Consider the following 14234-nt stretch of genomic DNA (forward strand, 5'->3'; position numbering starts at 1 on the left):
GACATCATGGCATCGGGCTCAGGCCGCAAGGCGGCCTGAGCCCGAAAGGGTGGATCACTCAGCGCACTCAGTTCGTCGAGTACAGGTACTTCCAGGAGCTGTACTTGCCCGTGTTCACGTTGTCGCCGGACGAGCCGTTGACGTACACCGCGCGCAGCCGGAACTTGTAGCCCGCGGCGCCGACCGCGCCCATGTTCACCTTCGTCTTGCCGGAGGTGCCGAGCTTGATGTACTCGCTGTCGGCGGAGTGCCAGGAGCCGTTGCCGTAGATCTGGAGGTCCAGGCGGAACTTGCGGCCCTTGTAGTAGTTCATCGACGTCGTCTCGTAGACCGTCGAGTTCTTGTGGAAGTAGTAGTACTTGTGCGAGCCGATGGTGCCGCTCTTGTAGTAGTTGGAGAGCGTGACCGAGGAGCGGGCCCGCGTGTAGACGGTGTTGGTGACCGTCTTCGGCTTGTAGCGGGCGTCGCCCGTGAAGACCGCGGAGAGGGTGACGTCGCGGGTGAGGTCCAGGGTGACGGAGAGGTTGCCGCTGGAGTTGACCTTACCGGACTTCACCAGCTTGTTCGGCTTGTCGCTGCCGTACGGGTTGGCGTAGATCGCCACCGTGCGGTTCTTGTACGTGGTGCCGAGGTGCGCGGTGAACGTGACGTCGGAGCCGTACTCGTAGACGTTCTTGTTCTTGTTCAGGGTCAGCGAGGTGCTGCTGCGGGAGACCTCGACCGAGTCCGACTTGGTGACCGCGGCGTGGTCGGCGTCGCCGGCGTAGGCGACCTTGTAGGTGACCTTGCCGCCGACGGCCGGGGTGTCGCCGAAGGAGTACGTGCCGTCGGCCTTCGCGGTGACGGTCGTGAGGACCTTGCCGTTCGGGTTGTCGAGGTCCGTCTTGGTGACCGTCAGCTTGGCGGGGGTGCTGAACGGGACCGCCGAGCTGATCTTGCCGCTGACCGTCAGGGCCTTGGCGCGGGTCGCCGTCGACGGGGCGTTCACCGTCAGGGTCGGGGTGGTGCGGTTCGGGTCCGTGTAGGAGTGGAACCGGATGTTGCCCTCGGAGTTGTCGGAGACCGCGAACAGGGTGGAGCCGTCCGGGGACCACGACATGACGCCGTCGATCAGGGTGTCGCCGCCGCTGGAGGTGGAGGTGTTGCCGAACTCGTAGGTGCGGATCGCCTCGGTGCCGCCCTGCCGGTAGATGTGCAGGTCGTCGCCGTACCAGGAGCTGGTGCCCGCGGCGACCGTGCCGGAGGGCGAGATGGCGACGCCCGCGCCGTAGTCCCCGGACGGGTAGGTGTGCACCTTGCTGAGGTCGGTCGTCGAGTACGCCGGGTGCTCGTACGGGGCGCCGCTGGCCGTGACCAGCTGGCTGCCGTCGGGCGAGAACGCGAGCTGGTCGTAGAACGAACCGTCGAGGCCCTTGACGACGCGCTGGGTGGCGGCCGTGCCGTTCAGGTCGTAGATCGCGACGGAGCCGCCGCTGGTGTCCTTCTCGGCCGCCGCCAGCTCGCTGCCGTCCGCGGACACGGCGAGCACCGGGGCGCCGTAGAAGGACTGCCCGGACTGGCCGAGGGAGACCGCGGGGGTCTCCTGCGTCGGGTCGAGGGAGCCGATGGAGCCCTCGGCGGCCGCGCCGTAGCTGAACCACACGGTGGAGCCGGCCACCGCGAGATCCTCCGGGGCGTCGGCGCCGCCCAGGTCGTAGGAGGTGACCTTGGTGGTGTCGGCCGTGTCGATCGCGGCGATCTTGTCCGTGTTCTGCACGGCCGCGTACAGCCGCCCGGAGTCGGCGGACAGGGCGAGGCCCTGCACGCCGTCGAGGCCGGTGATGCGCTGGACCTCGGTACCGGAGTAGTCGGTGACGACGATCGCGTTGTCCTGCGGGGCCGAGAGATAGACCCGCTTGTGGACGCCGTCGACGGCGATGTCGGCGACGGTCCTGACGCCCAGCGACTTCGCCGAGTCGGCGACGGCGGTGCCGGACACGGCCACGCTGAGCGCGGCCGAACCGGCGAGGACCGCGAGAGCGGTCGCGGTGGAGAGAGCGCGTCTGCGCACGAGTGTGGAACCCCCTGGGTGAACCGGCGGAAGAGCGGCCGGTACTGCTGCGAGAGCTCACGGACGTCCGGGCGCCGGAGGAACCCCCCACCGGAGAAGCCACTGGTCAACGCGGGCTCGAAGACGGCAGCATCGTAAGTCACCCATGGGGCCCGCGGGTAGGGAGTTTCGCCGCGCGACGGCTGTGACATCTTTCGCGCGGGCCCCGTACAACCTTTACGGCCAACCTTTACGGCCTGTCGGTCACTCGTCGGACTCCAGGTCGCCCTCGGTCTCCAGGTACACCTGGCGCAGCGCTTCGAGGACCTGCGGGTCGGGCTTCTCCCACATGCCGCGCGACTCGGCTTCGAGGAGCCGCTCGGCGATGCCGTGCAGCGCCCACGGGTTGGCCTCGGAGAGGAACTGGCGGTTCGTCTCGTCGAGGACGTACGTCTCCGTGAGCTTGTCGTACATCCAGTCGGCGATGACGCCGGTCGTGGCGTCGTAGCCGAACAAGTAGTCCACGGTGGCGGCGAGTTCGAAGGCGCCCTTGTAGCCGTGGCGGCGCATCGCCTCGATCCACTTGGGGTTCACGACGCGGGCCCGGAAGACGCGCGAGGTCTCCTCGACGAGCGTGCGGGTCTTGACCGTCTCGGGGCGCGTCGAGTCGCCGATGTACGCCTCGGGCGCGGTGCCGCGCAGCGCGCGCACGGTGGCGACCATGCCGCCGTGGTACTGGAAGTAGTCGTCGGAGTCGGCGATGTCGTGCTCGCGGGTGTCCGTGTTCTTGGCGGCGACCGCGATGCGCTTGTACGCGGTCTCCATCTCGCCCCGGGCCGCCTTCCCGTCGAGGCCGCGGCCGTACGCGTAGCCGCCCCACACCGTGTACACCTCGGCGAGGTCGGCGTCGGTGCGCCAGTCCTTGGAGTCGATGAGCTGGAGCAGGCCCGCGCCGTACGTGCCGGGCCGGGAGCCGAAGATGCGGGTGGTGGCGCGGCGTTCGTCGCCGTGCTCGGCGAGGTCGGCCCGGGTGTGGGCGCGGACGTGGTTGTGCTCGTCCGGCTCCTCCAGGGACGCGGCGAGCCGCACCGCGTCGTCGAGCAGCCCGATGGTGTGCGGGAACGCGTCGCGGAAGAAGCCCGAGATGCGCAGGGTCACGTCGATGCGGGGGCGGCCCAGTTCCTCGTACGGGATCGCCTCCAGGCCCGTGACGCGGCGCGAGGCGTCGTCCCAGACCGGGCGGATGCCGAGCAGCGCGAACGCCTCGGCGATGTCGTCGCCGGCGGTGCGCATCGCACTCGTGCCCCAGAGGGAGAGGCCGACGGAGGTCGGGTACTGCCCGTCGTTGTCCTGCCGGTAGCGGTCCACCAGCGACTCGGCGAGGGCCTGCCCGGTCTCCCAGGCGAGCCGGGAGGGGACGGCCTTGGGGTCGACGGAGTAGAAGTTCCGCCCGGTCGGGAGGACGTTGACCAGTCCGCGCAGGGGCGACCCGGAGGGCCCGGCGGGAACGAAGCGGCCCTCCAACGCCCTGACCGAGTGGTCGAGTTCGGCGGTGGTGGCGTCGAGACGGGGGACGACTTCGCGGGCGGCGAAGGCGAGGATGTCAGCGACCGCATCCGAAACAAGCCCCTCCGGCGATTGAGGAGCGGGGTCCGGGGCGGAGCCCCGTGACACGAGCTCGATCGCCGCGGAAACCGCCTCCGGCTCCCAGGAAGCATCCTCCATGGCCTCGACAAGAGCGCGGGCCGTCGACTCGGCGGCATCGGCATCGGCACGGGTCGCCTTCGACTCATCGAGCCCCAGCGCCTCACGCAGCCCGGGAAGCGCCGAACTCCCGCCCCAGATCTGCCGCGCCCGCAGAATGGCGAGCACCAGATTGACCCGGTCGGCACCGCCCGGCGCCTGCCCGAGGACGTGCAGCCCGTCGCGGATCTGCGCGTCCTTGACCTCGCAGAGCCAGCCGTCGACGTGCAGCAGGAAGTCGTCGAACCCGTCGTCGTCCGGCCGGGCTTCGAGTCCCAGGTCGTGGTCGAGCTTGGCGGCCTGGATCAGCGTCCAGATCTGCGCCCGGATCGCGGGCAGCTTCGCCGGGTCCATCGAGCTGATCTGCGCGTACTCGTCGAGCAGTTGCTCCAGGCGCGCGATGTCGCCGTAGGAGTCGGCGCGCGCCATGGGCGGCACGAGGTGGTCGATGAGCGTGGCGTGGACGCGGCGCTTGGCCTGGGTGCCCTCGCCGGGGTCGTTCACGAGGAACGGGTACACCAGCGGCAGGTCCCCGAGCGCGGCGTCGGGCGCGCAGGCGGCGGACAGGCCCGCGTTCTTGCCCGGCAGCCACTCCAGGTTGCCGTGCTTGCCGAGGTGGATCATCGCGTCGGCGCCGAAGCCGCCGTCGTCGGCGGAGGCGGCGATCCAGCGGTAGGCCGCCAAGTAGTGGTGGGACGGCGGGAGATCGGGGTCGTGGTAGATCGCGATCGGGTTCTCGCCGAAGCCGCGCGGCGGCTGGATGAGGATGAGCAGATTGCCGCGGCGCAGGGCCGCGAGCACGATGTCGCCCTCGGGGTTGCGGCTGCGGTCGAGGAACATCTCGCCGGGCGGCGGTCCCCAGTGCCGCTCGACGCCGTCCCGCAGCTCCTGCGGCAGCGTCGCGTACCAGCGCTTGTAGTCGGCGGCCGGGATGCGGACCGGGTTCTTGGCGAGCTGTTCCTCGGTCAGCCACTCCTGGTCGTGGCCGCCCGCGTCGATCAGCGCGCGGATCAGCTCGTCGCCGTCACCGGAGGCGAGGCCCGGTATCGCGGCCGGGTCCCCGAAGTCGTAGCCCTCGTCGAGGAGGCGCTTGAGCAGCACGATCGCGGAGGCGGGGGTGTCCAGACCGACCGCGTTGCCGATCCGGGAGTGCTTGGTCGGGTACGCGGACAGGACGAGCGCCAGCTTCTTGTCACCGGCGGGGATGTGCCGCAGGCGGGCGTGCCGTACGGCGATCCCGGCGACGCGGGCGGCGCGCTCGGGGTCGCCGATGTAGGCGGGCAGCCCGTCCTCGTCGATCTCCTTGAAGGAGAACGGGACGGTGATCAGGCGGCCGTCGAACTCCGGCACCGCGATCTGGGTCGCCGCGTCGAGCGGGGAGACGCCCTCGTCGTTGGCCTCCCAGTCCGCGCGCGACGAGGTCAGGCACAGGGCTTGCAGGATCGGCACGTCGAGCCCGGTCAGCGCGCCCGCGTCCCACGCCTCGTCGTCGCCGCCGGCGCTCGCCTCGGCGGGGCGGGTGCCGCCGGCCGCGAGGACCGTGGTGACGATGGCGTCGGCGCCGGTCAGCGCCTCGATCAGCTCGGGCTCGGGCGTGCGCAGCGATGCCACGTAGAGCGGCAGCGGGCGGGCGCCGGACGCCTCGATCGCGTCGCACAGGGTGTGCACGAAGGCGGTGTTGCCGCTCATGTGGTGGGCGCGGTAGTAGAGCACGGCGACCGTGGGGCCGGCGGTCTCGGACGCCGGGCGCTCCAGCGGGCCCCAGGCGGGCGCGGGCTGCGGCGGCTCGAAGCCGTGGCCGGTGAGCAGCACGGTGTCGGAGAGGAAGCGGGCCAGCTGCGTCAGGTTCGCCGGGCCGCCGTGCGCCAGGTACTTGTGGGCCTCGGCCGCGATGCCGACGGGCACCGTGGAGGCCGCCATCAGCTGGGCGTCCGGGGCCTGTTCACCGGTGAGGACGACCAGCGGCACCCCGGCGGCGGTCAGCCGGTCGATGCCGTCCTGCCAGGCGCGGACCCCGCCCAGGAGCCGTACGACGACCAGGCCGGCGCCGTCGAGGAGTGCGTCGAGATCGTGCTCGACGCTGATCCGGGAGGGGTTCGCGAAGCGGTACTCGACCGGCGCGTCATCTGCGCTGTTCGCCGCGCGGGCGCTGAGCAGGTCGGTGTCGGAGGTCGACAGGAGCAGCAGCTGCTGGGGCATGCGTCGGCTGGCCTTCCTCGGGGTGTCCGCGCCCCGGGTGGTCGTTGGACGGCAGGAGTTCCTGGCTCGTCCCGCGCCTGGGCACGGGACTCACAGTGGCGGGACCGCGCCGGATTCGCACCGGCTTCCTCCCCTGTCGCCGTCGCTGGCGATGTGTGGTCTGTGCCGCCATCGTACGGGGCCGGTGCGCACCCCGGTACGGGATGCCCGTCACAGGCCCATGGGTATGCTCCCCGGCATGTCCCCCACTCACATATCCGCTGATCCCGCCCGGGGCGACGCCTGCCCGGGCGCGCTGCGGCTGCATGCGGCGGACGACGGTTTCCTCGCCCGGGTGCGGATTCCCGGCGGGGTGCTGACGGTGGCGCAGGCGCGGGCGCTGGGCGCTCTCGCGGGGCGGCTCGGGGACGGGAACCTCCACCTCACGTCGCGCGGGAACGTTCAGCTGCGCGGGCTGCGGGACGGGTGCGGCGGGGAGTTGGCGGACGCGCTCGGTGCGGCCGGGCTGTTGCCGTCGCCCGCGCACGAGCGCGTCCGCAATGTGGTGGCCTCGCCGATGTCGGGGCTCGACGGGGTCGGGCACGTCGACGTACGCGGGTGGCTGCGCGGGCTCGACGCGGCGCTGATCGCGAGTTCCGTCACACCCGAACTGTCCGGCCGTTTCCTTTTCGCCCTGGACGACGGGCGCGGGGACGTTGCCACTCTCGGCCAGGACGTGCTGCTGCGCGGGCTGCCCGGGGGTGACGGGCTGCTGTCGGTCGGGGGCGCGGAGTTTTTGCTGCCGTACGGGGATGCTGCGCGGGCTGCTGTGATCGCGGCGGAGGTGTTCGTGGCGGCGGCACGGGAGATATCCGGCCGCCGGGTGTGGCGGGTGGCCGAACTCGGCTTGTCCGCATCGGAGTTGCGCGCCCGAATCGAGCGTACCGCCCCGGGGCTCCGCCCCGGACCCCGCTCCTCAATCGCCGGAGGGGCTGATTTTGCCGATGCCCCCGAAAAGGAGCGCCCCGCAGGGGCGCGAGGAACTGCGCGAGAAGCGGCCACCGGCCCGCACACGACGAACAACCCAGGGGCGCGGGGAACTGCGCGACCAGCCCCCACCGGCCCGCACACGACGAACACCCCAGGGGCGCGGGGAACTGCGCGACCAGCCCCCGCCGGCGTGCACCCGACGACAAGCGGCATCGCCCTCCCCTTCGGCACGGCAACCCCCACCCAGTGGGCCGAACTGACAGCCCGGGCCGCCCTAACACCCGCCCAAGAACTCCGCCTCACCCCCTGGCGCCGCATCGTCATCCCCGGCGCCACCGAGAACGACCCCCCGGACACAACCCCCTGGACCCGCGTAGGCGCCTGCATAGGCAGCCCGGGCTGCGCCAAGTCCCACACGGACGTACGCGAAGACGCCCGCACCCACCTGCCGGAGGCCCACCCCACCCTGCCCACCTACTGGTCCGGCTGCGAACGCCGCTGCGGCCACCCGGCAGGGACGACGTACATCGACATCACGGCCCGCCCGGACGGCGCCTACGACACGACCACCCGCACCGCCCCACACCCCCGTTGAGAGAGCCGAACCCCATGTCCCTGTACGACTACGAGAAGGACGGCGCGGCGATCTACCGCGAGTCCTTCGCCACCATCCGCGCCGAGGCCGCGGCCGGCCTGGCCGCGCTGCCCGCCGACGTCGCCCAGGTCGCGGTCCGCATGATCCACGCCTGCGGCCAGGTGGATCTCGTACCGGACATCGCCCACTCGCCCGGCGTCGTGGCGAAGGCCCGCGCCGCGCTGCGCGCCGGTGCGCCGATCCTGTGCGACGCGCGGATGGTCGCGAGCGGCGTCACGCGCAAGCGGCTCCCCGCCGACAACGACGTGGTCTGCACCCTCAACGAACCCGAAGTGCCGTCCCTCGCAGCCGAGTTGGGCACCACCCGCAGCGCGGCGGCGCTCGAACTCTGGCGGGACCGCCTCGAAGGCTCCGTCGTCGCCATCGGCAACGCCCCGACCGCCCTCTTCCACCTCCTGGAGATGATCGCGAAGGGCGCCCCGCGTCCGGCGGCGATCCTCGGCATCCCGGTCGGCTTCGTCGGCGCGGCCGAGTCGAAGGACGCCCTCGCCGCGTCCGGCCTGGGCCTGGAGTACCTGATCGTGCGGGGCCGCCGCGGCGGCAGCGCGATCACGGCGGCGGCCCTGAACGCGATAGCCACCGAGGCGGAGATCCTGGAGGACCGGGCATGAGCGGCAAGCTGTACGGGGTCGGGCTCGGCCCCGGCGACCCGAACCTGCTGACGGTCGCCGCCGTGAAGGCGATCTCCGAGGCCGACGTCATCGCGTACCACTGCGCTCGGCACGGCCGCTCCATCGCCCGTTCGATCGCCGCGCCGTACCTGCGCGAGGGCCAGATCGAGGAGCGGCTGATGTACCCGCTCACCGTGGAGACGACGGACCACCCGGGCGGCTACCGCGGCGCGCTCGACGACTTCTACGCCGAGGCCGCGGCCACGCTCGCCGCGCACCTGGACGCGGGCCGCACGGTCGCGGTCCTGGCGGAGGGCGACCCGTTCTTCTACGGCTCGTACCAGCACATGCACAAGCGTCTCGCGGACCGCTACGACACCACCGTCATCCCCGGTGTGACCTCGATCAGCGCGGCCGCGGCCCGGCTCGGCGAGCCGCTCTGCGAGGACAAGGAGACGCTGACCGTCATCCCGGGCACGCTGGACGAGGACGAGCTGACGGCGCGGCTCGCGGCGGCGGACTCGGCGGTCGTCATGAAGCTGGGCCGTACGTTCACCAAGGTCCGTACGGCGCTGGAGAGTTCGGGCCGGCTCGACGACGCGCATTATGTGGAACGGGCGTTCATGGCGGGCGAGCGCACCGGCCGGCTCGCCGAGATCGACCCGGAGACGGTCCCGTACTTCTCGGTGGCGGTGCTGCCGTCGCGCGTCGAGACGGAACCGGCCGAGGCACCGGAGCACGGCGAGGTCGTGGTCGTCGGCACCGGCCCGGCGGGCGCGCCCTGGCTGACCCCGGAGTCGCGCGGCGCGCTCGCCAACTGCGACGACCTGGTCGGCTACACCACGTACCTGGACCGGGTCCCGGCCCGGCCGTGGCAGCGGCGGCACGGTTCGGACAACAAGGTGGAGTCGGAGCGCGCCGAGTTCGCGCTCGATCTCGCGCGGCGCGGGCGCCGGGTGGCCGTCGTGTCGGGCGGTGACCCGGGCGTCTTCGCGATGGCGACGGCGGTGCTCGAAGTGGCCTGCGAGGAGCGGTACGCGGACATTCCCGTACGCGTTCTGCCGGGTGTGACGGCGGCCAACGCGGCGGCGGCGAAGGCGGGCGCCCCGCTCGGCCACGACTACGCCACGATCTCCCTCTCCGACCGGCTGAAGCCGTGGGAGGTGATCGCGGAACGGCTGCACGCGGCGGCCGCCGCCGATCTGGTGGTGGCGCTGTACAACCCCGGTTCGAAGAGCCGTACGTGGCAGGTGGCGAAGGCCCGCGAACTGTTCCTGGAACACCGGGCGCCGGACACCCCCGTCGTGGTGGCCCGTGACGTGGGCGGCCCGGAGGAGTCGGTGCGCGTGGTGCGGCTGACGGACCTGGACCCGGCGGTCGTCGACATGCGTACGTTGCTGATCATCGGCTCGTCGCAGACGCAGGCGGCGACCCGCGGCACCGGCACGACGATCGCCTGGACCCCGCGCCGCTACCCGGAGACCCGCTGAACCCAGGCGGCGGCCTCCACCACGGTGGCCGCCGCCTCCACCCCCTCCGGCACGGGGGGCCGCCGCACGACGACGACCGGAATCCCGGCCTCACGGGCGGCGACGAGCTTGGGCGCGGTGGCGGCGCCCCCGCTGTCCTTGGTCACGAGGGCATCGATGCGATGCCGGGCGATGAGCTCCCGCTCGCCCTCCAGCGTGAACGGCCCGCGCTGGAGCAGCACGTCCATGTCGTCCGGAAACGGCGGCTCGGGCGCGTCCACGGCCCGCACGAGAAAGTGCACCCCGCCGACGTGCGCGAACGCGGCGAGTTCTTGCCGCCCGGTGGTCAGGAACACCCGCCGGAACCTCCCGACGACCTCGGCGGCCTCCCCCGACGACCCGACCTCCCGCCAGTCGTCGCCCTCTCCTGCGACCCACCCGGGCCGCCGCAACGCGAGCAACGGCACCCGGGCGACACCGGCGGCCCGAGCGGCGTTGAAACTGATCCGCTCGGCGAACGGATGGGTGGCATCGACGACGGCATCCACCCCGTGCCCCCGCACCCACTCCACCATCCCCTCGACCCCACCGAACCCCCCGACCCGCACTTCCCCCACGGGCAGCCGAGGCGCGGCAACCCGCCCGGCCAGCGAACTGGTGACCCGCACCCGCCCGTCCAGCACCTCGGCCAGCTCCCGCGCCTCGGTCGTCCCACCGAGGATGAGTACGTGCGTCAACGGGGGCTCCATGAGCGAGGGGGACGGGGGCTCGTCCACTCAAGCACACCGGGTCATTCGCCCCGACGCCCGTACAACCAACCGGGCCCGCCGAATGTCTTCTCCCCGCCCGGACCAAGATCCGGCTCATCCTCGCTGGGAGAACCATGCGCATCCGAACGGCCGCCACCGCCGCCTGCGGCACCCTGACCCTGGTCGCGCTGCTCGCGCCCGCCGCGCAGGCGGACAGTCACAAGGGGGACACCCGGTTCACGTCCGTGACGTTCAGCAGGTCCACCGTGAACGTCGGCGTCAGCAAGGCGCAGTCGGTGACCGTCGTCGCCACCGCCAAGGACGACTCCGGGATCAGTGGCATCTGGGGCGGCAAGCTGGTCGGCCCGGACAAGCACATCGCGTTTCCCGATGACGCGTCGTGCTCGCGGCCCTCGTCGACCACGATGAAGTGCACCTGGAAGTACGTGTTCGACGCGAACGACTCCGACGACTACGCCGACCTGACCAACGGGCGGGCCGGGACCTGGCACCTCGACGCCGAGGCCGCGGCCATGGACCAGGACTTCTACGCGCTCAACAGCAGCAAGTCGGTCAAGGTCAAGCGGTACGCCGAGCTGGCCGTCACCCAGGCCGGTCCCGAGCCCGTGGCCAAGGGGCACACCCTGACCGTGACCGGGGCGCTGACCCGCGCGAACTGGGACACGAACGTCTACGCCGGGTACACCGCGCAGCGCGTCGCCCTCCAGTTCAAGAAGTCCGGCAGCTCGTCGTACTCCACGGTGAAGACGGTGACCACCGACAGCAAGGGCAAGCTGAAGACGACCATGAAGGCCACGTCGTCCGGTACCTGGCGGTGGGTGTTCGCCGGTACGGGGACGACGATGGCGGTCACCGCGGGCGGGGACAGCGTCGCTCTCAAGTAGGGGTGCGAGGAGGGGAGTTCAGGGTTTGCGGTGGGTCGTCTCCTCCAGAGCTCTTACCGCCCGCTCCAGGCGCGCCCGCCGGTTCTCCTGTGTCGCCTGGAGCAGGGGCAGCAGGACCAGGTAGCGGGCGGTCCGGTCGAGGGCGTCGAAAGCCGTGCGGGCCGCCGGGTTCGCGTCGAGCGCCGCCGTGAGGTCGTCGGGGACGGTGGCCGCCGACTGGGACGCGTAGGCGCGGTCCCAGCGGCCGTCCTCCTGGGCCCGGCGCACCTCGGCGAGTCCGGGCTCCCGCATCCGGCCGGCGGCGGCCAGGGCGGCGACCTTCTCGACGTTGACCCGGGACCACAGGCTCCGGGCCCGGCGCGGCACGTACTTCTGGAGGTAGTGGCGGTCGTCGAGGCCGCGCCGCTGTCCGGAGATCCAGCCCCAGCACAGGCCGATGTCGACCAGCTCGTCGTCCGTGACCGAGGCGATCCCCGACGCCTTCTTGGCCACCTTCACCCACACGCCCTCGCGCCGCGTGTGGTGCCCGGCCAGCCACTCCTCGAAGGCCGCCGCGTCCGGGAACGCGCGGACCTCCACCCCGTCGAACTCGTCCATGCGGGCAACCTAGCCCGCGGCGTCAGCGATTGCGCGGGTGGTTGCGTGCCGTGCGTTCGTTGCCGTGCTTGTACGCGCCGGTCCAGCGGGCCATCACAAGCTGGGCGTCCCCCGCCTCGACCTCCGCGAGGAACTTCTCGGCCCGTGCGCCGCGCAGCGTGCCGGCGGCGCGGCCCTGATGGGTGAGCGTCACGGAGCCGTCGGGGTGTTCGTCGTAGGTGAAGCCGAAGGGGCGGGGCATGGCCGGATGGTAGGGCCACGGCGGGTGGGGGCGGTACGGGTTTTCCAGGGTCAGCAGGTGTGCCGGTCCCGCTCCGTCGAGTACAGGTGGCTGTCGCGGAACTGGGAGGCGCCGAGCGTGCGGCCCACCAGGATGACCGCCGTGCGCCGGACGCCGGAGGACGTGAGCTGGTCCGCGATGTCGCCGAGGGTGCCGCGCAGGACGAGTTCGTTGTCGCGGCTGGCGTAGGCGACGATCGCGGCGGGGCAGTCGGCGCCGTAGTGCGGGAGGAGTTCGGCGACGATGCGGTCGACGTAGCGGGCGCCGAGGTGCAGGACGAGGAGGGCGCCGGACGCGCCCAGCGTCGCCAGGTCCTCGCCGGGCGGCATGGGGGTGGCCTGCTGGGCGATGCGGGTCAGGATGACGGTCTGGCCGACCGTGGGCACGGTCAGTTCCCGCTTCAGGGCCGCCGCGGCCGCCGCGAAGGCGGGGACACCGGGGACGACCTCGTACGGGATGCCGTGCGCGTCCAGGCGGCGCATCTGTTCCGCCACCGCCGAGAAGACCGACGGGTCGCCGGAGTGCAGGCGGGCCACGTCGAGGCCGGCCTCGTGGGCCGCCACGAACTCCCGCTCGATGGCGTCGAGATCGAGGTCGGCGGTGTCGATGAGCTTCGCGTCCGGCGGGCACTCCGCGAGGAGTTCGTCCGGGACCAGCGAACCCGCGTACAGGCATACCTGGCAGGCGGCCAGGGTGCGGGCGCCGCGCAGGGTGATCAGGTCGGCGGCGCCGGGGCCCGCTCCGATGAAGTGGACCGTCATGAGGGACCAGCCTCCGCTGTCTTCGTTGCTGACCATTGGGTGACCGGCATCGCCTGACGCCAGCCCGTGAAACCGCCGACCGGCACGGCGTGCGCGACGGAGAGCCGGGTGAGGTCGCCGCCGTGGCGCCGGTACCGGTCGGCGAGCAGCGCCTCCGACTCCAGCGTCACCGTGTTCGCGACGAGCCGCCCACCGTCGCCGAGCGCCTCCCAGCAGGCGTCGAGCAGGCCCGGCGCGGTGAGTCCGCCGCCGATGAACACGGCGTCGGGGCGCGGGAGTCCGGCGAGCGCGTCCGGGGCCGCGCCCGTCACGACGTGCAGGCCGGGGACGCCGAGCCGGGCGGCGTTGCGGGTGATCCGTTCGGCGCGCTCCGGCGAGCGTTCGACGGTGTACGCGCGGCACGACGGGTGCGTGCGCAGCCACTCCACGGCGATCGATCCTGAGCCGCCGCCCACGTCCCAGAGCAGTTCGCCGGGGGCGGGCGCGAGCGCGGCCAGGGTCGCGGCGCGGACATGGCGCTTGGTGAGCTGCCCGTCGTTCTCGTACGCGGCGTCGGGCAGCCCCGGCACCGCGCCGAGCCGGAGGGCGCCGGGAGCGCGGACGCAGTCGACGGCGATGACGTTCAGGGCGTCGCCGGGCGGACGCGTCCAGTCCTCGGCCACGCCGTCGTACGCGGCCTCGGACTCGGCGCCGAGCTGTTCCAGGACCGTCATCCGGCTCGGGCCGAAGCCCCGGTCGGTCAGCAGCGCGGCGACCGTCGCCGGGGTGTCCGCGCCCGCCGACAGGACGAGCACCCGGCGCCCGTGGTGCAGGACGGCGGCGAGCCGGTCGGCCGGGCGGCCCACCAGCGACACCGTCTCGGTGCCCTCCAGCGGCCAGCCGACGCGGGCGCACGCGTAGGAGACGGAGGACGGGTGCGGCAGGACCCGGAAGGCGTCGGCGCCGGCGATCTCGGTGAGGGTGCGGCCGATGCCGTAGAACATGGGGTCGCCGCTGGCCAGGACCGCGAGCCGGGAGCCCCGGTGGCGCTCCAGGAGCCCGGGGACGGCGGGCCGCAGCGGGGACGGCCAGGCGACGCGCTCACCGGGGCAGGCGTCGGCGGGGAGCAGGCCGAGCTGGCGCGGGCCGCCGATGATCACCTCGGCGTCGGCGAGCGCGGCCCGGGAGACGGCCGGCAGTCCCGGCCAGCCGTCGGCGCCGATCCCCACGACCGTCACGGGTGTCGGATGCGCGGGAGTCACTGCCTGGTACCTCGTGCCGGGTGCGT

At 72.5% G+C, this 14234-nt stretch carries 11 protein-coding genes and 1 riboswitch; of the genes, 4 read left to right on the forward strand and 7 right to left on the reverse strand.

All coding sequences use genetic code 11. The annotated features are described in order from the left end of the window. Window positions 1-67: 67 nt before the first annotated feature. The gene (locus K377_RS10400; RefSeq protein WP_111662934.1) at window positions 68-2050 is read right to left on the reverse strand and encodes a WD40 repeat domain-containing protein; all 1983 of its coding nucleotides are present in this window, start codon (window positions 2048-2050) and stop codon (window positions 68-70) included. Between the two features lie 243 nt (window positions 2051-2293). After that, window positions 2294-5971, reverse strand: a complete 3678-nt coding sequence (gene cobN / locus K377_RS10405) for a cobaltochelatase subunit CobN (RefSeq protein ID WP_111662935.1) — start codon at window positions 5969-5971, stop codon at window positions 2294-2296. Between the two features lie 55 nt (window positions 5972-6026). Continuing rightward, window positions 6027-6102, reverse strand: a riboswitch (cobalamin riboswitch). Window positions 6103-6209: 107 nt separating this feature from the next. Between cobN and K377_RS10410 the strand changes: the two genes are divergently transcribed. From K377_RS10410 to K377_RS10420, 3 genes are read left to right on the forward strand one after another with little or no spacing between them, the layout of a single operon-like run. Beyond that, window positions 6210-7535: a cobalamin biosynthesis protein CobG gene (locus tag K377_RS10410; RefSeq protein ID WP_237551466.1), complete on the forward strand. Its 1326-nt coding sequence runs from the start codon at window positions 6210-6212 to the stop codon at window positions 7533-7535. Window positions 7536-7549: 14 nt separating this feature from the next. After that, window positions 7550-8206: a precorrin-8X methylmutase gene (locus K377_RS10415; protein WP_111662937.1), complete on the forward strand. Its 657-nt coding sequence runs from the start codon at window positions 7550-7552 to the stop codon at window positions 8204-8206. Next, the gene (locus K377_RS10420; RefSeq protein ID WP_111662938.1) at window positions 8203-9696 is read left to right on the forward strand and encodes a precorrin-2 C(20)-methyltransferase; all 1494 of its coding nucleotides are present in this window, start codon (window positions 8203-8205) and stop codon (window positions 9694-9696) included. The genes K377_RS10415 and K377_RS10420 overlap by 4 nt, the downstream gene beginning before the upstream one ends. Here the strand turns inward: K377_RS10420 and K377_RS10425 are convergent. Continuing rightward, window positions 9678-10412 carry a cobalt-precorrin-6A reductase gene (locus K377_RS10425; protein WP_237551467.1) on the reverse strand — a complete coding sequence of 245 codons (735 nt, stop codon included), beginning with the start codon at window positions 10410-10412 and terminating at the stop codon, window positions 9678-9680. The two genes, K377_RS10420 and K377_RS10425, sit on opposite strands and share 19 nt — an antisense overlap. A 146-nt stretch (window positions 10413-10558) precedes the next feature. On the opposite strand from K377_RS10425, the gene K377_RS10430 reads away from it, so the two are divergent. Next, on the forward strand, window positions 10559-11329 hold the full coding sequence (locus K377_RS10430) for a calcium-binding protein (protein ID WP_111662939.1): 771 nt from the start codon (window positions 10559-10561) through the stop codon (window positions 11327-11329). A gap of 18 nt (window positions 11330-11347) precedes the next feature. Here the strand turns inward: K377_RS10430 and K377_RS10435 are convergent, their stop codons facing one another. Genes K377_RS10435 through cbiE form a run of 4 tightly spaced genes read right to left on the reverse strand, consistent with a single transcriptional unit; the run spans window position 11348 to window position 14208 of the window. Next, entirely contained in the window at window positions 11348-11926 is a 579-nt protein-coding gene (locus K377_RS10435) for a YdeI family protein (protein ID WP_111662940.1), read from the reverse strand. A gap of 22 nt (window positions 11927-11948) precedes the next feature. After that, window positions 11949-12167 carry a hypothetical protein gene (locus K377_RS10440; protein ID WP_111662941.1) on the reverse strand — a complete coding sequence of 73 codons (219 nt, stop codon included), beginning with the start codon at window positions 12165-12167 and terminating at the stop codon, window positions 11949-11951. Window positions 12168-12217: 50 nt separating this feature from the next. Then, complete coding sequence (gene cobM, locus K377_RS10445; RefSeq protein ID WP_111662942.1) at window positions 12218-12967, reverse strand: precorrin-4 C(11)-methyltransferase; 750 nt, start codon at window positions 12965-12967, stop codon at window positions 12218-12220. After that, entirely contained in the window at window positions 12964-14208 is a 1245-nt protein-coding gene (gene cbiE / locus K377_RS10450) for a precorrin-6y C5,15-methyltransferase (decarboxylating) subunit CbiE (RefSeq protein WP_111662943.1), read from the reverse strand. Before cbiE ends, cobM begins: the two co-directional genes overlap by 4 nt. Window positions 14209-14234: the final 26 nt, after the last annotated feature.

Origin of the sequence: Streptomyces sp. PsTaAH-137, assembly GCF_003259365.1 — a bacterium.
Classification (GTDB): Bacteria; Actinomycetota; Actinomycetes; order Streptomycetales; family Streptomycetaceae; genus Streptomyces.